This is a genomic window from Pseudomonas fluorescens, assembly GCF_002837185.1.
In the GTDB taxonomy this organism is placed as follows: domain Bacteria; phylum Pseudomonadota; class Gammaproteobacteria; order Pseudomonadales; family Pseudomonadaceae; genus Aquipseudomonas; species Aquipseudomonas fluorescens_AM.
In genome coordinates this window covers 96,893-118,771 of sequence record NZ_KZ477988.1, presented here as the reverse complement: position 1 = coordinate 118,771, position 21,879 = coordinate 96,893, and the positions used below count along the sequence as shown (strand labels likewise).

Below are 21,879 nucleotides of genomic sequence, written 5' to 3'. Positions count from 1 at the left end.
GATTTTTTATTATTGATCCTTAAAGGAGTGCGGCACATGTCAAAAGGGCATTCGCTACAAGACCCTTACTTGAATACCTTACGTAAAGAGAAAGTGGGGGTTTCCATTTATCTGGTCAACGGTATCAAGTTGCAAGGTACGATCGAGTCGTTCGACCAGTTCGTGATCCTGCTGAAAAACACCGTCAGCCAGATGGTTTACAAACACGCTATCTCGACAGTCGTTCCTGTTCGTCCAATCCGTCTGCCTAGCGCAGCAGGTGATGAAGCAGCTGACGCTGAGCCAGGTAACGCCTGATAGGAGTCTCCTTTGTTCTTTGAGCGCCACGGTGGTGGTGAGCGAGTAATCCTCGTTCACTTGGATGGACAGGACCCTGAGGCGCGCGAAGATCCGCAGGAGTTTCAGGAGTTGGCAAATTCGGCCGGCGCCGAGACCGTTGCGTTTTTTAACGTGCCGCGTCATCGGCCAACCGCCAAATACCTGATTGGCAGCGGCAAGGTCGAAGAATTGCGCGACCTGGTCCATGCCGAAGAAGCCGATCTGGTGATCTTCAACCACACCCTCACGCCCAGTCAGGAACGTAACCTCGAACGTGTCTTCGAGTGTCGCGTGATTGACCGCACCGGCCTGATTCTCGATATTTTCGCCCAGCGCGCGCGTACCCATGAAGGCAAGCTCCAGGTCGAACTGGCCCAGCTTGACCACATGAGCACCCGGCTGGTCCGCGGCTGGACGCACCTTGAGCGCCAGGGCGGCGGCATCGGCATGCGTGGCCCGGGTGAAACCCAGCTGGAAACCGACCGGCGTCTGTTGCGGGTTCGCCTGCGCCAGATCAAGGGCCGCCTGGAGAAAGTCCGCAGCCAGCGCGAGCAATCGCGCCGTGGCCGTTCCCGTGCGGATATTCCCACCGTGTCCCTGGTGGGCTATACCAACGCGGGCAAGTCCACGCTGTTCAATAACGTCACAAAGTCGGACGTGTACGCGGCCGACCAACTGTTCGCGACGCTCGACCCGACCCTGCGCCGCCTGGATCTGGACGACCTGGGGCCGATTGTCCTGGCCGATACGGTGGGGTTCATTCGTCACTTGCCGCACAAGCTGGTCGAGGCATTTCGGTCTACGCTCGAAGAGTCGAGCAATTCCGACCTGCTGTTGCACGTGATCGATGCGGCCGAGCCGGATCGCATGCTGCAGATCGAGCAGGTGATGCTGGTGCTGGGCGAGATTGGTGCCCAGGACTTGCCGATCCTCGAGGTCTATAACAAACTCGATTTGCTTGAAGGCGTCGAGCCACAAATCCAGCGCGATGAGAATGGCAGGCCCCAGCGGGTCTGGCTGTCGGCGCGTGATGGCAGTGGTCTTGAGTTGCTTGAGCAAGCCATCGCCGAGTTGCTCGGCGGCGATTTGTTCGTTGGCACCTTGCGCTTGCCGCAGCGTTTTGCTCGACTGCGTGCACAGTTTTTCGAGCTGGGCGCGGTACAGAAAGAAGAACACGACGAAGAAGGTGTCAGCTTACTGGCCGTTCGATTGCCACGCGCGGAGCTCAATCGACTGGTCAGTCGCGAGGGTGTTGTACCGGCGGAGTTCATCGAACAACACACTTTGCAATAAAAGCCTGAGAAAGCGGTTGTGCCGCGGTAGCAGGCATTCTGTAGCATTGGTCGGCGCGCCGTGGGTGCGTCTTTGCTTTATCAGATGGAGAGCGCTATGGCTTGGAATGAGCCGGGTGGCAACTCGAATAATCAGGATCCTTGGGGTGGTAAGCGCCGCAATAATGGCGACCGCAAGGGGCCACCGGATCTCGACGAGGCCTTCCGAAAGCTGCAGGAAAGCCTGAATGGGTTGTTCGGTGGTGGGAAAAAACGCGGTGGTGACGATGGCGGTCGCACAAGCAAGGGCGGCGGCTATGGCCTGCTGGGCCTGGGTCTTGTCGTGCTCGCAGCCGTCTGGCTGTACAGCGCGGTCTACGTGGTGGATGAGCAGGAGCAAGCCGTTGTGCTGCGCTTCGGCAAGTATTACGAGACTGTCGGGCCAGGCCTGAACATCTATTTCCCGCCGATCGACAAGAAGTACATGGAGAACGTCACGCGTGAGCGTGCCTACACCAAGCAGGGCCAGATGCTGACTGAAGACGAGAACATCGTCGAAGTGCCGCTGACCGTGCAGTACAAGATCAGCAACCTGCAGGACTTCGTGCTGAACGTCGATCAGCCGGAAATCAGCCTGCAACACGCAACCGAAAGTGCCCTGCGCCACGTGGTCGGTTCCACCGCCATGGACCAGGTACTGACCGAAGGGCGTGAATTGATGGCCAGCGAAATCAAGGAGCGCCTGCAACGCTTCCTCGATACCTATCGCACCGGTATCACCGTCACCCAGGTCAACGTACAGAGCGCAGCCGCACCGCGTGAAGTGCAGGAAGCCTTTGACGACGTGATCCGCGCCCGTGAAGACGAGCAGCGTTCGCGCAACCAGGCTGAAACCTACGCCAACGGCGTGGTGCCGGAAGCCCGTGGTCAGGCCCAGCGTATCCTTGAGGATGCCAACGGTTACCGCGACGAAGTAGTCTCCCGCGCCAAGGGTGAGGCGGACCGCTTCACCAAGCTGGTTGCCGAGTACCGCAAGGCGCCCGAGGTTACTCGTGAGCGTCTGTACCTGGACACCATGCAGGAAGTCTTCAGCAACACCAGCAAGGTTCTCGTGACCGGCAGCAAGGGTGGGCAGAACAACCTGCTGTACCTGCCGCTGGACAAGATGATCGAAGGTGGTCGTAGCGGCGCCAACGCGCCGTCCACCGGTTCGAATGCCGCTGCCAACGAAGCGAGCGCCCGTGCGGCCGCTGACTTGCTGCAACAGCAAACACGTACCAGGGAGAGCCGTTGATGAGCAATAAATCGCTGACCGCCCTGATTGTGGGCGTCGTCGTGGTCATCGCTGCCTGGAACTGCTTCTACATCGTCGCTCAAACCGAGCGCGCGGTGCTGCTGCAATTCGGTCGTGTGGTCCAGGCGGATGTCCAGCCGGGCCTGCATGTGAAAGTCCCCTACGTCAACCAGGTGCGCAAGTTCGACGCGCGCCTGATGACTCTGGATGCACCGACACAGCGCTTCCTGACCCTGGAAAAGAAAGCCGTGATGGTTGACGCCTACGCCAAGTGGCGCGTCAAGGATGCCGAGCGCTTCTACACTGCGACCTCGGGCCTCAAGCAAATTGCAGACGAGCGTTTGTCGCGCCGTCTGGAGTCGGGCCTGCGTGACCAGTTTGGTAAGCGCACCCTGCACGAGGTGGTATCCGGTGAACGCGATGCGCTGATGGCTGACATCACTCGTTCGCTGAACACCATGGCGGAGAAAGAACTGGGTATCGAAGTGGTCGACGTTCGCGTCAAGGCTATCGACCTGCCCAAGGAAGTGAACCGCAGCGTGTTCGAGCGCATGAGCACCGAGCGTGAGCGTGAAGCCCGTGAGCACCGCGCCAAGGGTAACGAGCTGGCCGAGGGTATCCGTGCGGATGCCGATCGTCAGCGCCGTGTACTGTTGGCGGAGGCCTATCGCGAGTCTGAAGAGGCTCGTGGTGATGGTGATGCTCAAGCCGCGGCGATCTACGCCAAGGCGTATGGCCAGGACCAGGAGTTCTACGCGTTCTACCGTAGCCTGCGCGCCTACCGTGAAAGCTTCGCGAACAAGACCGACGTGCTGGTGCTGGACCCAAGCAGCGATTTCTTCCGCTACCTGGAAAAGTCCAAGTAACAGGCCTGTGATTCTGTAGGGACCACTCCGTCGGGCGGCTAAAATGCCTGGCGGGGTGATCCTTTCAGAAAACGGGTGTATGATGCGGCAGCCGGGAAATTCCCGGCTTTTTTGCGTCTGCGTGTTCGATTCGGCAGGCGTGACAGGTTTTTCGAGGAAAGTGCCCGACGAGGCCGGTGACAGGTCGTTCGTCACGTCGCTCTTGCGCGTGGTTTATGCAGGCAGCGGGTATTTTCTGCTTCACTCAAGGCTCGGCCGAGGGCTGGCCGCCCGGATCAAAGGGGAATGGCGTAATGGCAACGGTAGACCGCTGGCTGCTGCCAGATGGCATCGAAGAAGTACTGCCACCAGAAGCTGCGCGTATTGAAATAGCGCGTCGCCAGGTGTTGGATCTGTTCCAGAGCTGGGGCTACGAGTTTGTCGTGACCCCTCATATCGAGTACCTGGAATCCCTGCTGACTGGCGCGGGCCAGGACCTGGATCTGCGCACCTTCAAGGTCATCGACCCGCAATCGGGCCGGCAAATGGGGTTTCGTGCCGACATCACGCCGCAGGTGGCGCGTATCGATGCGCATACCCTGCGCCGCGAAGGCCCCAGCCGCTTGTGCTACGCCGGCAGCGTGCTGCATGCCCAGCCGCGTGCCTTGTCATCGTCGCGCAGCCCGATCCAGCTGGGCGCCGAGTTGTATGGCGATGCGAGCCCGAGCAGCGACGTTGAAGTGATCAGCCTGATGCTGGCCATGCTGCAACTGGCTGATGTGCCGGACGTGCACATGGACCTGGGCCACGTGGGTATCTACCGCGGCCTGGCACGTGCGGCCGGCTTGTCCGGTGAGGTTGAGCAACAGTTGTTCGATGCGCTGCAACGCAAGGCCATCGATGAAGTCATTGCCCTGACCGCTGGCGTGCCGGCTGAACTGGCCGACATGCTGCGTGCGCTGGTCAACCTGTGCGGCGGCCGTGAAGTGCTGGTCACTGCACGTGAGCGCCTGGCCAACGCACCGGCGCCGGTGTTGGCCGCCCTGAACGATGTGCTGGCGATTGCCGAGCAATTGTCGGCGCGCTTCCCGCAGTTGCCGCTGTATTTTGATCTGGGCGAGTTGCGCGGCTACCACTACCACACGGGTGTGGTGTTCGCGGTGTTTGTTCCGGGTGTTGGCCAGGCCATCGCCCAGGGTGGTCGTTATGACGATATCGGCGCCGACTTCGGTCGCGCCCGTCCGGCCACCGGCTTTTCCACCGATTTGAAAACCCTGGTGACCCTGGGGCGTGCTGAGGTCGAGCTGCCGTCTGGTGGCATCTGGATGCCCGACAGTACGGACGCGGCACTCTGGCAGCAGGTCTGCCAGTTGCGCAGTGAGGGTCAGCGTGTCGTCCAGGCCTTGCCTGGGCAGCCATTGGCCGCCGCCCGTGAAGCGGACTGCGACCGGCAATTGATTCAGCAGAACGGGCTTTGGCAAGTATCGCCACTGGCTTCTTGAGTTTTCCTGCCGGCCATCGCCGGCACCAAGTTTGCGCGAATGAGGACAAGTGTTATGGGTAAGAATGTCGTAGTCCTGGGCACCCAATGGGGTGATGAGGGCAAAGGCAAGATCGTTGATCTGCTGACCGAACATGCTGCCGCCGTAGTGCGCTACCAGGGTGGCCACAACGCGGGCCACACCCTGGTCATCGATGGCGAAAAAACCGTCTTGCACCTGATCCCTTCGGGTGTACTGCGCGAAGGCGTACAGTGCCTGATCGGCAACGGCGTGGTGGTTGCGCCGGACGCCCTGCTGCGCGAGATCATCAAGCTGGAAGAGAAAGGCGTACCGGTGCGCGAGCGCCTGCGTATCAGCCCATCCTGCCCGCTGATCCTGTCCTTCCACGTGGCGCTGGACCAGGCCCGTGAAAAGGCCCGTGGCGAGCTGAAGATCGGCACCACCGGTCGCGGCATTGGCCCGGCCTACGAAGACAAGGTTGCACGTCGTGGCCTGCGTGTGGGCGACCTGCTCAACATGCCGCGCTTTGAAGACAAGCTGCGTGAACTGGTGGATTACCACAACTTCATGCTGGTGGGTTACTACAAAGAGCCCGCCATCGAGTTCGAAAAGACCCTGGCCGAGTGCAAGGAATACGCTGAGCTGCTCAAGCCGCTGATGCTCGACGTGACGGCCGAGCTGCACGACCTGCGTCGCGCTGGCAAAGACATCATGTTCGAAGGCGCCCAGGGCTCGTTGCTGGACATCGACCACGGCACCTACCCGTATGTGACCAGCTCCAACACCACCGCCGGCGGCGTGGCCACCGGTTCGGGCGTGGGCCCGATGTTCCTGGACTACATCCTGGGCATCACCAAGGCGTACACCACCCGTGTAGGTTCCGGTCCGTTCCCGACTGAGCTGTTCGACGACGTCGGCGCTCACCTGGCCAAACAAGGTCACGAATTCGGCGCGACCACCGGCCGTGCTCGTCGTTGTGGCTGGTTCGACGCCGTTATCCTGCGTCGCGCCATCGACGTGAACAGCATCTCGGGCATCTGCCTGACCAAGCTGGACGTGCTCGACGGCCTGGAAGCCATCAACATCTGTGTCGGCTACAAAGACGCGCAAGGCAACGATGTTGCGCCGACCGACGCTGACAGCTACGTGGGACTGCAGCCTGTATACGAAGAAGTGCCGGGCTGGACCGAATCGACCGTGGGCGCCAAGACCCTGGAAGAGCTGCCAGCCAACGCCCGCGCCTACATCAAGCGCGTCGAAGAGCTGATCGGCGCACCGATCGACATTATTTCGACGGGCCCGGACCGCAACGAGACCATCGTTCTGCGTCACCCGTTCGCTTAATAAGCTGTTGATGTAAAAAGTAAAGGGCTCCTTCGGGAGCCCTTTGTCGTTTCTGCCTGGCAAGCGGCACGACCCTTGCTGTGTTTCTCTTTTTCGCGGTGCTATCAATTTAATGGCACCCGTGGTGGAGGGATTTCCAGTGTCTGCCGTTCTCTCGTTGTTACAAAGCCGTCTGCTGCGGCCGGTGTTCGTTACCCTAGGTATCGCTCTTTTGGTGCAAGTGCTGGTGGCCGTCGCGCTGACGCGGAGCACGGTCACGGCCCTGGAGGCCGATTTGGGTCACCGCCTGGGCATCGACAGTCAGAAGCTGTCCGGCGAATTGGCCCAGGCCGGCAAGGAAGTTACCTCCAGCCTGGATAGCCTTTCCACCAGCACCCGCCAGCGTCTGACCGCAGGGCTTTCCACGCGTCTTCAGCAAGAGCAGAAGCAATTGCGTGCGACCCTGGAAAAAGACCTGCAGGACTCCGCCAATGACATGGCGCAGTTGCTGGCTTCGGTGGCGCCGCGTGCCATGTGGGACAGCGACGTGCCGACATTATCGGAGTTTGCCCGGCGTGCGCAGCGTAATCCCAACGTGTTGTTCGTGGTGTATGACGACGCGGCCGGCGAGCATTTGACCCGCTACCTGAACCGTGAAAATCCGATCAACCAGGCCTTGTTGGCCAAAGGCGCGGGGGAGCGTGCCCTGGATAAAGTACTGGACGCGGCCAAGGCTGATCCTTCGGTGTATTACGTCGAAGCCTCGATCAGCCCCAACGGCGTTGAGATCGGCAAAGTCCGCATGGGGGTGTCGACCGCATCGGTCGAGGCCGATCTGCAAGCACTGGACACCCGTTTCGCCGCGCTGATTGCCAGCGGTGATCAACTGGTTGGCGACAGCCTCAAAGGCGCCGCGGCCGATAGCGCTGCCGCCATGGGCGCGCGCCTGCAATCGGCGCAAGTCACGGCCACCCAGATGGCGGCCAATACCACCAGTGCGGTGCAAGAGGCTGCCGGCACCTTGCGCTGGCGTATCGGCATGGGCCTGGCGCTGGTCGGTCTTGGCGTATTGCTGCTGATCGCCATTGTGCTCGGCCGCCGCGTCGTCAACCGCCTGAAGCTGTTGATTGCCGCCATGGATGACCTGGCGGCAGGCGAGGGCGACCTCACCAAGCGTGTACAGATCAGCAGCAAGGATGAAATTGGTGACATGGCTTCGGCGGTCAATCGCTTTGTGGATAAGTTACAGCCCATCGTGCGCGAGGCGGGCGATGTGGCCCAGCGCACCGGCATGGAGATCGGCGCGATGACCTTGCGCAATGCCGGCGCCGATGCAGCGGCTGGACTGCAGCGCGACGAGGTTGGAGAAAGCCTGCGCGCACTGTCGCAAATGGCCGACGAAGCCCAGGCCGAAAGCCATGCCATGCAGGCGGCCTTGCAGCAGGTGGTGGAGATTCGCCAGGCCACGGATGAGAACTCGCGCACGTCGGCTGAGGTCGGCAGCTTGATCGAGGCGTTGGCCGGGCAGGTGCAGGCCGGGTCCCAGGTGATCGAGCGGTTGGCGCAGCAAAGCGAGCAGATCGAGGTAGTGCTGACGGTGATTCATGGCATCGCCGAGCAAACCAACCTGTTGGCCCTCAACGCGGCTATTGAAGCGGCACGGGCCGGCGAGACCGGGCGCGGCTTTGCGGTGGTGGCGGACGAAGTGCGTGCGCTGGCCAGCAAGACCCAAAGCTCCACCGGCGATATCCAGGCGCATATCGTGGCGTTGCAGCAGGGCGCGCGTGAGGCGGTGGAAACCATCGGCAAGGCGGGGCGCCAGGCCAATGAAGGCTTGCTGGTGCTGCGCGACAGCGTGCGCTTGCAGCAGACGGTGCAGGCGTCGGTGGAGCAGGTGCATGCGGCAATCGGTCTGGCGACACGCGCGGCCGAGCATCAGGCCCAGGGTGCGCATGCGGTGCGTGGCCGGGTCGAGGTGATTCATGCCCAGGCTGAGCGGGCCGCGCAAGCGGTGGTGGAGACTACTGCCAGTGGCAAGGTGCTGGATGGGTTGGCGGCGCAGTTGAAGGCGAGTCTGGGGCAGTTTCGGGCTTAGTGTTGTCTGTGCCGGCCTCATCGGGGGCAAGCCCCCTCCCTCATTTGAATGTGTTCACAACTCAAGTGTGGGAGGGGGCTTGCCCCCGATAGCCATTTCAGCGACTCAGATACATCCGCGTCGTAAGCAGATACACCGGCAACCCCGACACCAGAATCAACAACGCCGCATACGGCGCCGCTGCCGCAAACTCCACATTCGAGGTATGCGCCCACACGGCAGTCGCCAAAGTATTCAACCCCGTGGGGCTCAACAACAAGGTGGCCGTCAGCTCCTTCATCGCATCCAGAAACACCAGCGCAAACGCGGCACCCAATGCCGGGAAAATGATCGGCAGCGTCACCCGGCAGAACGCACTGAACGACGATGCGCCGAGCGTGCGCGCTGCCTCCTCCAACTGTGGCGCGGCCTTGTTCAGAGCCGTGCGAATCGGCGCCTGGGCCAGGGGCAAGAACAACAGCGCATAGGCGATCAGCAACAGTGCCGACGTCTGATACAGCGCCGGCACGTAATGCAGTGCGAAATACACCAGGGTCAATGCAATCACCAGGCCGGGCAGGGCGTGCAGCAGGTACGGCAGGCGTTCAGCCCAGATCGCCAGTTGGCCTTTGTAGCGCACCACCAGCAGGCCCACCGGCACCGCCAGTGCCAGGCACAACGCTGCGCCACCCAGGGAAAGCGCCAGGGATGATAACAGCGCCTCACTGATTGCAGCGACCGGAAACGCCGCCGATGAACCCACGGCCAGCCAATAGCCAAGCATCCCCAGCGGAATGCCGCTGCCAATGATCGCCAGCGCCAGGCAATAGAGCTGGCCAAAAAACGCCCACTTGCCCAGTTTCACCTGCTCGGCATGTCGCGCCGCACCCTGGCCGATCCGCACATGGCGGCCCTTGCCGCGCACGCGCAGCTCCAGCCACAACAAACTCAGGCACATCACCAGCAGCACCGCCGAGAGCATTGCGGCGTTGGCGTTGCTGAACTCCAGTTCGAACTGTTGGTAGATCGCGGTGGTAAAGGTCTGCAAGCCGATGATCGACAGGGCGCCGAATTCCACCAGCATGTGCAACGCAATCAGCAGCGCTCCCGCGACCAGCGAGGGCCACAGCAGCGGCAGGGTAATGCGCCGGAACACGCCCCAGCGATTCAACCCCAGGGTGCGCGCCGACTCTTCCAGCGCGGGGTCAAGATTGCGCAGCGTGGCGGCCACCGGCAGAAATACCAGCGGATACTTGGACAGGCTCATCACCAGGATCGCGCCGCCGAGGCCTTCGAAGTTGGCGCTCAGCGACACCCAGGTGAAGCTGCTGACAAACGCCGGTACCGCAAACGGCAGGCACAGGATCACGCCCCAGATGCGTCGCCCCGGCAGATTGCTGCGTTCCAGCAACCAGGCCAGGGACAGGCCGACCACGCCGCACACAACCGTCACGCCGACCATCAGCGACAAGGTATTGCGCAGCAGCCCGAAGACATAAGGCCGCCACAGCAGATGCACCGCCTGTGCCCAGCCGGCCTGCCAGGCCTTGAGCCCGACATACACCAGTGGCAGCAGGCTCAGGCCAACCAGCAACAGCACCGGCAACAGCAGCCAGATTGAAGGGCGTTTGCGCCGGGGGCGAAAGCCTGCAGCGCGAAGCGTTGGGGTCATCAGTTCAAGCCAACGTCACGTTCCAGTTCCAGGGCTTCTTCCGCATTGCCCAGGTCGGCAGGGGTGACTTTCGGCGGTTGCAGTTCGTTGAAGGGCTTCAGGCCGCGATTGGATTGCATGCCCTTGCGCAACGGGTATTCCGCCGAGGTGTTGGTGATCACGCGCTGGCCTTCTTCACTGGCCATGAAGGCCAGCAGTTGCTGGGCTTCCTTGGGGTGTTTGCTGGATTTCAGCGCGGCCGCCGAAGACACGGTGATCAGGCCGCCGGCATCGCCGTCGGTGAAATAGTGCAGTTGGGAGTCGAGGTTGGTTTTTTCTTTCTTCAGGGCGAACCAGTAATAGTTGTTCACCAAAACAGTGGCCACTTCGCCATTTTCAACGGCCTTGAGGGCCACCATATTGTTGCTGTACACCTTGCCGAAGGCGCGCAGGCCGGTCAGCCACTCTTCAGCGGCTTCACGCCCGTGCAGCTTGATGATCGCCACCGCCTGTTCCTGGAAGGCACCACTGGTGGGCACGAAGCCGACCTTGCCTTGCCACTCGGGACCGGCGAAATCCAGCACCGATTTGGGCAGGTCTTTTTCGGCAATCAGCTTGGGGTTGAAGGCGACAACGCGGGTGCGTGCAGTCACGCCCATCCAGTCGCCATTGCTGCCGACGTAATCCTTGGGCAGCACGTCGAGGGTGCTGGCATCGATTTTCGCCAACAAGCCTTGCTCGCCGAGTTTGTTCAGCGGCGGCGATTCTTCGGTATAGATCACGTCGGCGGGGGAGCGGTCGCCTTCTTCGACGACTTGGCTGGCCAGTTGGTTACTGCTGCCTTTGCGCACGTTGACGTGAATGCCGGTCTTGGCTTCAAAGGCTTTGGCGAGCTCATCGCCGACTTCCTTGTGCTGGCCGTTGTAAAGGGTCAGGGAGATCTTGTCAGCGGAATAGGCGTTGGGTGAGAGCAGAGTCAGGCCGAGCAGGGTAAGAGACAGGCCACGCAGAAGGGATGTCTTGAGTCGGTTATCGCGGATCATCATCCGAAGTGTTCCTCGCTTATGTGCAACAAATCACTACAAGGATAAACGATAAAGCTTCTCAAGTGCGGGCTTGAGGCTGACGGTGGGTAAAGTTTTCCAGCCAAAGTTTCCAAACCCCGGAAACGAAAAAACCCGCTTTCGCGGGTTTGATCTGAATTTGGTGCCCAGGAGAAGACTCGAACTTCCACGACCTTGCGATCACCAGCACCTGAAGCTGGCGTGTCTACCAATTTCACCACCTGGGCATTATCTGACAACGTTGCCGCTGTTGATGGGGCGAACTATACGGCGGGCTTTTTGATCTGTAAACCCCTGATTCGAAAAATATAAATCAATTTTTCCGTTAAAAATCAAAGGTCTGAAACGAAAAAACCCGCTTTCGCGGGTTTGATCTGAATTTGGTGCCCAGGAGAAGACTCGAACTTCCACGACCTTGCGATCACCAGCACCTGAAGCTGGCGTGTCTACCAATTTCACCACCTGGGCATTATCTGACAACGTTGCCGTCGTCGATGGCGCGCACTATACGGAGCGATATTTACGCTGTAAACCCCTGCCATGAAAAAAGCCTGGAAAATTTCGCCAATGGTCGTGCAAGGTGCGCACCGGGGGCTGCAAAGGCCTTTTAAAAGGCTTGATGACGTCTGAAATTTCCCGTTTCAATACGCGTATGCCAAACTAACCCGCATATAGACAAGGTGAAAACTCTCTAATGGCCGATTGGCAGTCCCTCGATCCCGAGGCCGCTCGTGAAGCGGAAAAATATGAAAACCCTATTCCTAGCCGCGAACTGATCCTGGCGCACCTCGCCGATCGTGGTTCGCCTGCTAGCCGCGAGCAGCTGGTTGAAGAATTCGGTCTGACCACCGAAGACCAGCTCGAAGCCCTGCGCCGCCGTTTGCGTGCGATGGAGCGCGATGCTCAGTTGATCTACACCCGCCGTGGCACTTACGCGCCGGTCGACAAGCTCGACCTGATCCTGGGCCGCATCGCCGGCCATCGGGACGGCTTCGGCTTCCTGATTCCGGATGACGGCAGTGACGACCTGTTCATGAGCCCGGCGCAGATGCGCCTGGTGTTCGACGGCGACCGTGCCCTGGCGCGTGTTTCCGGCCTGGATCGTCGTGGTCGTCGTGAAGGCGTGATCGTCGAAGTGGTGTCGCGTGCCCACGAGTCCATCGTCGGTCGTTACTTCGAAGAAGGCGGCATCGGCTTTGTGGTGCCGGATAACCCGAAGGTCCAGCAGGAAGTGCTGATCACCCCGGGCCGCAATGGCGCCGCCAAGGTCGGCCAGTTTGTCGAGGTGAAAATCACCCACTGGCCAACTGCGCGCTTCCAGCCCCAGGGCGATATCGTTGAAGTGGTCGGCAACTACATGGCGCCGGGCATGGAAATCGACGTGGCGCTGCGCACCTACGATATTCCTCACGTCTGGCCTGATGCCGTGCTCAAGGAAGCCGCCAAGCTCAAGCCGGAAGTCGAAGATAAAGACAAAGAAAAACGCATCGACCTGCGCCATCTGCCTTTCGTCACCATCGACGGCGAAGATGCTCGCGACTTCGATGACGCGGTCTACTGTGAAGCCAAGCCGGGCAAGCTGCGCCTGTTTTCCGGCGGTTGGAAGTTGTATGTCGCGATTGCCGACGTGTCCAGCTACGTGAAGATCGGTTCGGCCCTGGATAACGAAGCCCAGGTGCGCGGCAACTCCGTGTACTTCCCTGAGCGCGTGATTCCGATGCTGCCGGAGCAGCTGTCCAACGGCCTGTGCTCGCTGAACCCGAAAGTCGACCGTTTGGCCATGGTGTGCGAGATGACCATCTCCAAAACCGGCGAAATGACCGACTACCAGTTCTACGAAGCGGTGATCCACTCCCAGGCGCGCCTGACCTACAACAAGGTCAGCACCATCCTGGAAACGCCGAAGACCGGCGAAGCCAAGGCCCTGCGCAGCGAATACGCCGACGTGGTGCCGCACCTCAAGCAGCTGTATTCGCTGTACAAGGTGTTGCTGGGCGCCCGTCACACCCGTGGCGCGATCGATTTTGAAACCCAGGAAACCCGGATTGTCTTCGGTTCCGAGCGCAAGATTGCCGCCATCACCCCGACCACCCGTAACGACGCGCACAAGCTGATCGAGGAATGCATGCTGGCGGCCAACGTGGCCACCGCGGAATTCCTGAAGAAGCACGAGATTCCTGCGTTGTACCGCGTCCACGACGGTCCGCCGCCGGAGCGCCTGGAAAAACTGCGTGCGTTCCTCGGTGAACTCGGCCTGTCCCTGCACAAAGGCAAGGACGGCCCGACGCCGAAGGATTACCAGGCCCTGCTGGCCAGCATCAAGGACCGTCCGGATTACCACGTGATCCAGACCGTGATGCTGCGTTCGTTGAGCCAGGCGGTGTACAGCGCCGATAACCAGGGTCACTTCGGCCTGAATTACGAGGCGTACACCCACTTCACCTCGCCGATCCGCCGTTACCCGGACTTGCTCACGCACCGCGCGATCCGCAGCGTGATCCATTCCAAGCAGAACACCCCGCACGTCAAGCGCGCCGGTGCCATGACCATTCCGAAGGCACGGATCTATCCGTACGACGAAGCGGCGCTTGAGCAGTTGGGCGAGCAGTGCTCCATGAGCGAGCGCCGCGCCGACGAAGCTACCCGTGACGTGGTGAACTGGCTCAAGTGCGAGTTCATGAAAGATCGCGTGGGCGAGTCGTTCCCGGGTGTGATCACCGCCGTGACCGGTTTCGGCCTGTTCGTCGAGCTGACCGACATCTACGTCGAGGGTCTGGTGCACGTCACCGCCTTGCCGGGTGACTACTACCATTTCGATCCAGTGCACCACCGCCTGGCGGGCGAGCGCACCGGTCGCAGCTTCCGCTTGGGCGATACCGTGGAAGTGCAGGTCATGCGTGTCGATCTGGACGAGCGCAAGATCGACTTCGGCATGCCTGACAAACCTGCAGAGCCGGCTGGCCGCAAAAAGCGTGGCAGCGAAACCGCAGCGCCGGCTTCCAAAGGCAAGGCTTCCAGCGTGAAGACAGCTGCCGAGCCTGCACCTGCCAAGACCGGTCGTCGTTCTTCGGCCAAGGACAAGGCCCCTGAAGCCTACCGTCCAAGCGATGCCGCGGCGAAAAACGCCGAGCTGCGCAAGAGCCGCGAGTTGAAGCAGCAGTTGCTCAACGAAGCCAAAAGCGGTGGTAAAGCGGCGTCTGGGGGAAAGTCCCAGGGGGCGGAAAAACCGTCGAGCAAACCGAGTAAACACCGTAAAGGCCCGCCTAAAGCGGGTTCGGCCCCCGCGAAAAGCGGCGGGTCGCGCAAACCTAAGGCCAAGTCATGAGTCTGGAAAAAATCTACGGCGTGCACGCCGTAGAAGCACTGCTGCGTCACCACCCCAAGCGCGTCAAGCAGGTGTGGCTGGCGGAAGGTCGCAGCGAGCCACGCGTGCAAGCGCTGGTCGAGCTGGCCACCCAGAACAAGGTTGCCATCGGCCAGGCCGAGCGCCGTGAAATGGACGTGTGGGTAGAAGGCGTTCACCAGGGCGTGGTGGCCGACGTCAGCCCGAGCCAGGTGTGGGGCGAAGCCATGCTCGACGAGCTGCTCGACCGTACCGAAGGCGCACCGTTGCTGCTGGTGCTGGACGGCGTGACTGACCCGCACAACCTCGGCGCCTGCCTGCGTTCGGCGGATGCGGCCGGCGCGCTGGCAGTGATCGTGCCTAAAGACAAGTCGGCCACCCTCACGCCGGTCGTGCGTAAAGTGGCCTGCGGCGCGGCGGAAGTGATTCCGCTGGTGGCCGTGACCAACCTGGCGCGCACCCTGGAGAAGCTTCAGCAGCGCGGCTTGTGGATTGTCGGCACGGCAGGCGAGGCCGAAGTCAGCATCTACGACCAAGACCTCACCGGCCCGACCATCCTGATCATGGGCGCCGAGGGCAAGGGCATGCGTCGCCTGACCCGCGAGCATTGCGATTACCTGGTGCACTTGCCGATGGCCGGCAGCGTCAGCAGCCTGAACGTGTCGGTGGCGACGGGCGTGTGCCTGTTCGAAGCCCGGCGTCAGCGCGGTGCCAAAAAGGCAGTCGCTTCGCGCAAGTCGTAAGCCTCAAGCTGCAAGTTAAAAGCTAGGTGGTCGACCACTTGTAGCTTGTAGCTTGCAGCTTCCCCCCTGCTCCTCTACTATTGCGCCCCTTGCCCACCTGGCAGGCACGCATGTGCCTCCCCTGCGGCAAGATCCATAAGTGTCATTCACTCCTTGTCTGACCGTTTTTGAGCGGCAGGCTACAACCCGTAAGGAGCATTCATGCGTCATTACGAAATCATCTTTTTGGTCCACCCGGATCAAAGCGAGCAAGTCGGCGGCATGGTTGAGCGTTACACCAAGCTGATCGAAGAAGACGGCGGCAAAATCCACCGTCTGGAAGATTGGGGCCGTCGTCAACTGGCCTACGCAATCAACAATGTTCACAAGGCTCACTACGTGATGCTGAACGTTGAATGCACCGGCAAGGCCCTGGCCGAGCTGGAAGACAACTTCCGCTACAACGATGCAGTGATCCGTAACCTGGTCATCCGTCGCGAAGAAGCCGTTACCGGCCAATCCGAGATGCTCAAGGCTGAAGAAAACCGCAGTGAGCGCCGTGAGCGTCGCGACCGTCCTGAGCACGAAGGCGCTGATAGCGCTGACAGTGATGACAGCGACAACAGCGATAACGCTGACGAGTAATCCACGGACCTTTTAAGGAGCCTATCAAATGGCACGTTTCTTCCGTCGTCGTAAATTCTGCCGCTTCACCGCTGAAGACGTGAAAGAGATCGATTACAAAGATCTCAACACTCTGAAAGCCTACGTATCCGAGACCGGCAAAATCGTTCCAAGCCGTATCACCGGTACCAAAGCACGTTATCAGCGTCAGCTGGCCACCGCTATCAAGCGCGCCCGCTTCCTGGCCCTGCTGGCCTACACCGACAGCCACGGCCGCTGAGACCGGGCAGTCGACAAGTAGTAAGGGATTGAATGCATGCGCGCCTTAGCTGAGTTCATCATGCGCGGTCGTGTGCAGGCCACTCTGGTAGTGGCTGGCTGTGCGGCATTGCCGTTGCTTTATTGGTTGGGTGCTGCCGCAGGTTGCCTTGTGCTCCTGCGGCGCGGTTTGAAGGACGCCCTGGGCGTTCTTGCCCTGGGTTTGTTGCCGGCCTTGATCTGGTGGCTGCAAATGGGTGATCCACGGGTACTTCTGGTACTGCTGGGGTCATCGAGCCTTGCGTTGGTTTTACGCGCAAGTGAGTCCTGGGTCCGTACGCTGCTGGTCAGCGTGGCAGTGGGGTTGGTGTACTCAGTGATGCTTGGCGCGGCTTTCCGCCCGCAAATCGAGGCGCTGGCGCAGGAGATCGTCAAGATCCTGCCGCTGGCCCTCGGGGATCTCTACCAGCAATTGTCGGTAGATGAGCGAGCGCGGTTTGCGTCACTGATTGCCCCGGTCCTGACCGGCCTGATTGCGGCTTTGTTGCAGGTTGTCAGCGTGCTGAGCCTGATTCTTGGGCGTTATTGGCAGGCGTTGTTGTATAACCCGGGTGGTTTTGGTCGCGAGTTTCGCAGTATCAGGATTCCCGCGGGGCCGGCGATGTTGCTGCTGGCGTGCATGGTTGTCGGACCGAACTTCGGTCCACAGATGGCCTTGCTGGCGCCGATTTGCAGCGTACCGCTGGTGTTTGCCGGGCTGGCCCTGATTCACGGGCTGGTTGCGCGAAAGCGCCTGGCCAGGTTCTGGCTGGTGGGGTTGTACGTGACGCTGTTGCTGTTCATGCAGCTGATCTATCCGTTACTCGTGGTCCTGGCCATTGTCGACGGCCTGATTGATTTTCGCGGACGTCTGGCGTCGAAAGACGCCGATAGCGCGAACGGTGAAGGTTAAAAGTTAGAGGATTTTCACATGCAACTGATCCTTCTGGAAAAAGTCGCCAACCTGGGCAACCTGGGCGACAAAGTGAACGTTAAGGCCGGCTACGGTCGTAACTACCTGCTGCCATACGGCAAAGCCACCGCTGCAACCGCTGCCAACCTGGCTGCGTTTGAAGAGCGTCGTGCTGAGCTGGAAAAAGCCGCAGCAGACAAAAAAGCTTCGGCCGAAACTCGCGCTGCCCAACTGGCTGAGCTGGAAGTGACTATCACTGCCACCGCCGGTGACGAAGGCAAGCTGTTCGGTTCGATCGGCACCCACGACATCGCTGATGCACTGACCGCCTCCGGCGTTGAAGTGCAGAAGAGCGAAGTTCGTCTGCCGAACGGCACCATCCGCAACGTAGGCGAATTCGACGTAGCCGTGCACCTGCACGCCGAAGTTGAAGCCACCGTACGCGTTGTCGTGGTAGCAGCTTAAGTCGCACCTAACTGACTGGCACCTCGTGTGCCAGCCGGTTAACATCGGGCACGATCCTGTTTACAGGTCGTGCCTTTTGTTTTTCTACACACCCTTAAATTCCAAGTGGCCATGAACGAAATCTCCGCTCCTGAGCAATATGACCTGCAAACCGCTGCCCTGAAGGTGCCGCCGCATTCCATCGAGGCCGAACAGGCTGTGCTCGGTGGCTTGATGCTGGACAACAACGCCTGGGAACGCGTGCTGGATCAAGTCTCGGACGGTGACTTCTATCGCCATGACCACCGCCTGATCTTCCGCGCCATCGCCAAGCTGGCCGACCAGAACTCACCGATCGACGTGGTGACCCTGGCTGAGCAGTTGGACAAGGAGGGCCAGACCTCCCAAGTGGGCGGCCTCGGTTACCTCGGTGAGCTGGCGAAAAACACGCCGTCTGTCGCCAACATCAAGGCGTATGCGCAGATCGTCCGCGAGCGCGCCACCCTGCGCCAGTTGATCGGCATCAGCACCGAAATCGCCGACAGCGCCTTCAACCCCGAAGGTCGCACCGCCGCCGAGATCCTCGACGAAGCCGAGCGCCAGATCTTCCAGATCGCCGAAGCACGGCCCAAGACCGGCGGCCCCGTCAGCGTCAACGACCTGCTGACCAAGGCCATCGACCGCATCGACACCTTGTTCAATACCGATGCCGCGATCACCGGTATTTCCACCGGCTATACCGACCTCGATGAGAAGACCAGCGGCCTGCAGCCGTCCGACCTGATCATCGTCGCCGGCCGTCCTTCGATGGGTAAGACCACCTTCGCCATGAACCTGGTGGAGAACGCCGTACTGCGCAGCGACAAGGCGGTGCTGGTGTACTCCCTCGAGATGCCAGGTGAATCGCTGATCATGCGTATGCTCTCGTCCCTGGGTCGTATCGACCAGACCAAGGTGCGTTCCGGCCAATTGGAAGACGACGATTGGCCACGCCTGACCTCGGCGGTCAACCTGCTTAACGACCGCAAGCTGTTCATCGATGACACCGCCGGTATCAGCCCTTCAGAGATGCGTGCGCGTACCCGCCGCCTGGTGCGTGAACACGGCGACATCGCCCTGATCATGATCGACTACCTGCAGTTGATGCAGATCCCGGGTTCCAGCGGCGACAACCGCACCAACGAGATTTCCGAAATCTCCCGCTCCCTGAAAGCCCTGGCCAAGGAATTCAACTGCCCGGTGGTGGCGCTGTCCCAGCTCAACCGTTCCCTGGAACAACGCCCCAACAAGCGCCCGGTGAACTCCGACTTGCGTGAATCCGGAGCGATCGAGCAGGACGCCGACGTGATCATGTTCGTGTACCGCGACGAGGTGTATCACCCCGAAACGGAACACAAGGGCATTGCCGAGATCATCATCGGCAAGCAGCGGAACGGGCCTATCGGCTTTATCCGCCTGGCGTTCATCGGCAAGTACACGCGCTTCGAAAACCTCGCGCCGGGCAGCTACAACTTCGACGACGACGAGTAAGCCGTTTGCTCAATTCCGACCATTACCGTCGGAATTGGTCAAAATTTGTGCTATATTCCGCGCCCGCGATTTTTCATCTCAACACCGGTCACCGTCATGCAAACAGCCAAGCCGTTATTTGACTATCCCAAGTACTGGGCCGAATGTTTCGGTCCTGCGCCATTCCTGCCCATGAGCAGGGAGGAGATGGATCAGCTTGGCTGGGATTCCTGCGACATCATCATCGTCACCGGTGATGCCTACGTTGACCATCCGTCGTTCGGCATGGCGATCATCGGCCGGCTGCTGGAGTCCCAGGGCTTTCGCGTCGGGATCATTGCCCAGCCGAACTGGCAGTCCAAAGACGATTTCATGAAGCTCGGCGAGCCGAACCTGTTCTTCGGCGTCGCGGCCGGCAACATGGACTCGATGATCAACCGCTACACCGCCGACAAGAAAATCCGCTCCGACGACGCCTACACCCCTGGCGGCATGGCCGGCAAACGCCCGGACCGCGCCAGCCTGGTGTACAGCCAGCGTTGCAAGGAAGCCTACAAGAACGTGCCGATCGTGCTCGGTGGCATCGAAGCCTCCCTGCGCCGCATCGCCCACTATGACTACTGGCAGGACCGCGTGCGTAACTCGATCCTGATCGACGCCACCGCCGACATCCTGTTGTACGGCAACGCCGAGCGCGCAATTGTCGAAGTTGCCCAGCGCCTGTCGTGGGGTCACAAGATTGAAGACATCACTGACGTGCGCGGCACTGCGTTCATTCGCCGTGACACGCCGGCAGGCTGGTACGAAGTGGACTCCACGCGTATCGACCGTCCGGGCAAGATCGATAAGATCATCAACCCGTACGTGAACACCCAGGACACCCAGGCTTGCGCCATTGAGCAAGAGAAGGGGCCGGTTGATGATCCGGACGAAGCCAAGGTCGTGCAGATCCTGGCCAGCCCGCGCATGACCCGCGACAAAACCGTAATCCGCCTGCCGTCGGTGGAAAAAGTCCGTGGCGACGCAGTGCTCTACGCTCACGCCAACCGAGTGTTGCACCTGGAAACCAACCCAGGCAACGCCCGCGCTCTGGTGCAAAAACATGGTGAAGTGGATGTGTGGTTCAACCCGCCGCCCATTCCCATGACCACCGAAGAAATGGACTACGTGTTTGGCATGCCTTACGCCCGTGTCCCGCATCCGGTGTACGGCAAGGAAAAGATTCCGGCCTACGACATGATCCGCTTCTCGGTGAACATCATGCGTGGCTGCTTTGGCGGCTGCACCTTCTGCTCGATCACCGAGCACGAAGGCCGCATCATCCAGAACCGTTCCGAAGAGTCGATCATTCGCGAGATCGAAGAGATCCGCGACAAGGTCCCGGGCTTCACCGGGGTGATCTCCGACCTCGGCGGGCCGACCGCGAACATGTACCGCATCGCCTGCAAGAGCCCGGAAATCGAATCCGCGTGCCGCAAGCCGTCGTGCGTGTTCCCTGGCATCTGCCCGAACCTGAACACCGATCACTCGTCGCTGATCCAGCTGTACCGCAGCGCCCGTGCGTTGCCGGGTGTGAAGAAGATTTTGATTGCCTCCGGCTTGCGCTACGACCTCGCCGTCGAGTCGCCGGAGTACGTCAAGGAGCTGGTCACCCACCACGTCGGTGGCTACCTCAAGATCGCCCCGGAACACACCGAGGAAGGTCCGCTCAACCAGATGATGAAGCCGGGCATTGGCAGCTATGACAAGTTCAAGCGCATGTTCGAGAAGTACACCAAGGAAGCGGGCAAGGAGCAGTACCTGATCCCGTACTTCATCGCCGCCCACCCCGGCACCACCGATGAAGACATGATGAACCTGGCCCTGTGGCTCAAGGGCAACGGTTTCCGCGCCGACCAGGTGCAGGCGTTCTACCCGTCGCCGATGGCCACCGCCACCGCGATGTACCACTCGGGCAAGAACCCGCTGCGTAAGGTCACCTACAAGAGCGACGCGGTGACCATCGTCAAGAGCGAAGAGCAGCGCCGTCTGCACAAGGCGTTCCTGCGTTACCACGACCCCAAGGGCTGGCCGATGCTGCGTGAGGCGCTGACCCGCATGGGCCGTGCCGACCTGATCGGGCCGGGCAAGGACCAGTTGATCCCGCTGCATCAGCCGAGCACCGACAGCTACCAGAGCGCGCGTCGCAAGAACTCGACGCCGGCCGGCAGCCACAAGGTCGCCAGGGAAACCACCACCAAAATCCTCACCCAGCACACCGGCCTGCCACCGCGTGGCAGCGACGGCAGCAACCCGTGGGACAAGCGCGAGCAAGCCAAGGCGGCGGCTCAGGCGCGTAACAAACAGGCGGCGAAGGAACGTACCGATGCGGCCAAGGGCAAAGGCGGCAAGCCTGCGCGCAAGCCGGTGGTGCCGCGTTGATCGCAGCCTGACATGCAAAACGCCAGCCTCGTGCTGGCGTTTTGCTTTCTAGTCGGTGGTGAGCCTGTTTGGTAAGGTGGCGCCTATCAGATTGCTATCGGGGGCAAGCCCCCTCCCACACTTTGATGTGTGAATACATTCAAAATGTGGGAGGGGGCTTGCCCCCGATAGCGTCAGTTCCGTCACCCCCCTTCAAGGAAGAGCACCCCCATGAGCAACCCCCTGCTCAGCATCGGCATGGACTCCAACCGCTCCCAGTTCATG

17 protein-coding genes and 2 tRNA genes are annotated in these 21,879 nt (G+C 60.8%); 15 read left to right on the top strand and 4 right to left on the bottom strand.

Annotated features, from left to right (window positions below; genetic code table 11):
* Positions 1-36: 36 nt before the first annotated feature.
* The 7 genes from hfq to CIB54_RS05395 all read left to right on the top strand — a co-directional run bounded on the left by hfq (position 37) and on the right by CIB54_RS05395 (position 8,648).
* Positions 37-297 (top strand): RNA chaperone Hfq, encoded by a 261-nt coding sequence (gene hfq / locus CIB54_RS05425; RefSeq protein WP_016976904.1) that lies wholly within the window; start codon positions 37-39, stop codon positions 295-297.
* 12 nt (positions 298-309) lie between these two features.
* Complete coding sequence (gene hflX / locus CIB54_RS05420) at positions 310-1,611, top strand: ribosome rescue GTPase HflX (protein WP_065951514.1); 1,302 nt, start codon at positions 310-312, stop codon at positions 1,609-1,611.
* Between the two features lie 96 nt (positions 1,612-1,707).
* Positions 1,708-2,883: an FtsH protease activity modulator HflK gene (hflK, locus tag CIB54_RS05415; RefSeq protein WP_101218940.1), complete on the top strand. Its 1,176-nt coding sequence runs from the start codon at positions 1,708-1,710 to the stop codon at positions 2,881-2,883.
* Positions 2,883-3,749: a protease modulator HflC gene (gene hflC / locus CIB54_RS05410; protein WP_003188064.1), complete on the top strand. Its 867-nt coding sequence runs from the start codon at positions 2,883-2,885 to the stop codon at positions 3,747-3,749. The genes hflK and hflC overlap by 1 nt, the downstream gene beginning before the upstream one ends.
* Positions 3,750-4,042: 293 nt before the next feature.
* Positions 4,043-5,230 carry an ATP phosphoribosyltransferase regulatory subunit gene (locus tag CIB54_RS05405; protein ID WP_065951513.1) on the top strand — a complete coding sequence of 396 codons (1,188 nt, stop codon included), beginning with the start codon at positions 4,043-4,045 and terminating at the stop codon, positions 5,228-5,230.
* A 54-nt stretch (positions 5,231-5,284) separates the two neighbouring features.
* On the top strand, positions 5,285-6,574 hold the full coding sequence (locus CIB54_RS05400) for an adenylosuccinate synthase (RefSeq protein WP_065886517.1): 1,290 nt from the start codon (positions 5,285-5,287) through the stop codon (positions 6,572-6,574).
* A gap of 139 nt (positions 6,575-6,713) precedes the next feature.
* Positions 6,714-8,648 carry a methyl-accepting chemotaxis protein gene (locus tag CIB54_RS05395; RefSeq protein WP_101218938.1) on the top strand — a complete coding sequence of 645 codons (1,935 nt, stop codon included), beginning with the start codon at positions 6,714-6,716 and terminating at the stop codon, positions 8,646-8,648.
* Between the two features lie 97 nt (positions 8,649-8,745).
* Here the strand turns inward: CIB54_RS05395 and CIB54_RS05390 are convergent, their stop codons facing one another.
* The 4 genes from CIB54_RS05390 to CIB54_RS05375 all read right to left on the bottom strand — a co-directional run bounded on the left by CIB54_RS05390 (position 8,746) and on the right by CIB54_RS05375 (position 11,810).
* Positions 8,746-10,299, bottom strand: a complete 1,554-nt coding sequence (locus tag CIB54_RS05390; RefSeq protein WP_065951511.1) for an ABC transporter permease — start codon at positions 10,297-10,299, stop codon at positions 8,746-8,748.
* The gene (locus CIB54_RS05385) at positions 10,299-11,324 is read right to left on the bottom strand and encodes an iron ABC transporter substrate-binding protein (RefSeq protein WP_101218936.1); all 1,026 of its coding nucleotides are present in this window, start codon (positions 11,322-11,324) and stop codon (positions 10,299-10,301) included. Before CIB54_RS05385 ends, CIB54_RS05390 begins: the two co-directional genes overlap by 1 nt.
* Positions 11,325-11,482: 158 nt before the next feature.
* Positions 11,483-11,569 (bottom strand) — tRNA-Leu (locus tag CIB54_RS05380).
* A gap of 154 nt (positions 11,570-11,723) precedes the next feature.
* A tRNA-Leu gene (locus CIB54_RS05375) sits at positions 11,724-11,810 on the bottom strand.
* A gap of 226 nt (positions 11,811-12,036) precedes the next feature.
* Between CIB54_RS05375 and rnr the strand changes: the two genes are divergently transcribed.
* The 8 genes from rnr (at position 12,037) to CIB54_RS05335 (ending at position 21,615) form a co-directional block, all read left to right on the top strand.
* On the top strand, positions 12,037-14,667 hold the full coding sequence (rnr, locus tag CIB54_RS05370; protein WP_101218934.1) for a ribonuclease R: 2,631 nt from the start codon (positions 12,037-12,039) through the stop codon (positions 14,665-14,667).
* Complete coding sequence (gene rlmB / locus CIB54_RS05365) at positions 14,664-15,428, top strand: 23S rRNA (guanosine(2251)-2'-O)-methyltransferase RlmB (RefSeq protein WP_065951508.1); 765 nt, start codon at positions 14,664-14,666, stop codon at positions 15,426-15,428. The genes rnr and rlmB overlap by 4 nt, the downstream gene beginning before the upstream one ends.
* Positions 15,429-15,629: 201 nt before the next feature.
* Positions 15,630-16,052 (top strand): 30S ribosomal protein S6, encoded by a 423-nt coding sequence (gene rpsF, locus CIB54_RS05360; protein ID WP_003236224.1) that lies wholly within the window; start codon positions 15,630-15,632, stop codon positions 16,050-16,052.
* A gap of 28 nt (positions 16,053-16,080) precedes the next feature.
* A complete protein-coding gene (rpsR, locus tag CIB54_RS05355) occupies positions 16,081-16,311 on the top strand; it encodes a 30S ribosomal protein S18 (protein WP_002551829.1) in 231 nt (76 codons plus the stop codon).
* Positions 16,312-16,347: 36 nt separating this feature from the next.
* Positions 16,348-17,241: a YybS family protein gene (locus CIB54_RS05350; protein WP_065894510.1), complete on the top strand. Its 894-nt coding sequence runs from the start codon at positions 16,348-16,350 to the stop codon at positions 17,239-17,241.
* Between the two features lie 18 nt (positions 17,242-17,259).
* Entirely contained in the window at positions 17,260-17,706 is a 447-nt protein-coding gene (rplI, locus tag CIB54_RS05345; protein ID WP_003171376.1) for a 50S ribosomal protein L9, read from the top strand.
* A 111-nt stretch (positions 17,707-17,817) separates the two neighbouring features.
* Positions 17,818-19,215 (top strand): replicative DNA helicase, encoded by a 1,398-nt coding sequence (dnaB, locus tag CIB54_RS05340; RefSeq protein WP_003188079.1) that lies wholly within the window; start codon positions 17,818-17,820, stop codon positions 19,213-19,215.
* 96 nt (positions 19,216-19,311) lie between these two features.
* The gene (locus CIB54_RS05335; protein ID WP_101218932.1) at positions 19,312-21,615 is read left to right on the top strand and encodes a YgiQ family radical SAM protein; all 2,304 of its coding nucleotides are present in this window, start codon (positions 19,312-19,314) and stop codon (positions 21,613-21,615) included.
* Positions 21,616-21,879 lie beyond the last annotated feature (264 nt).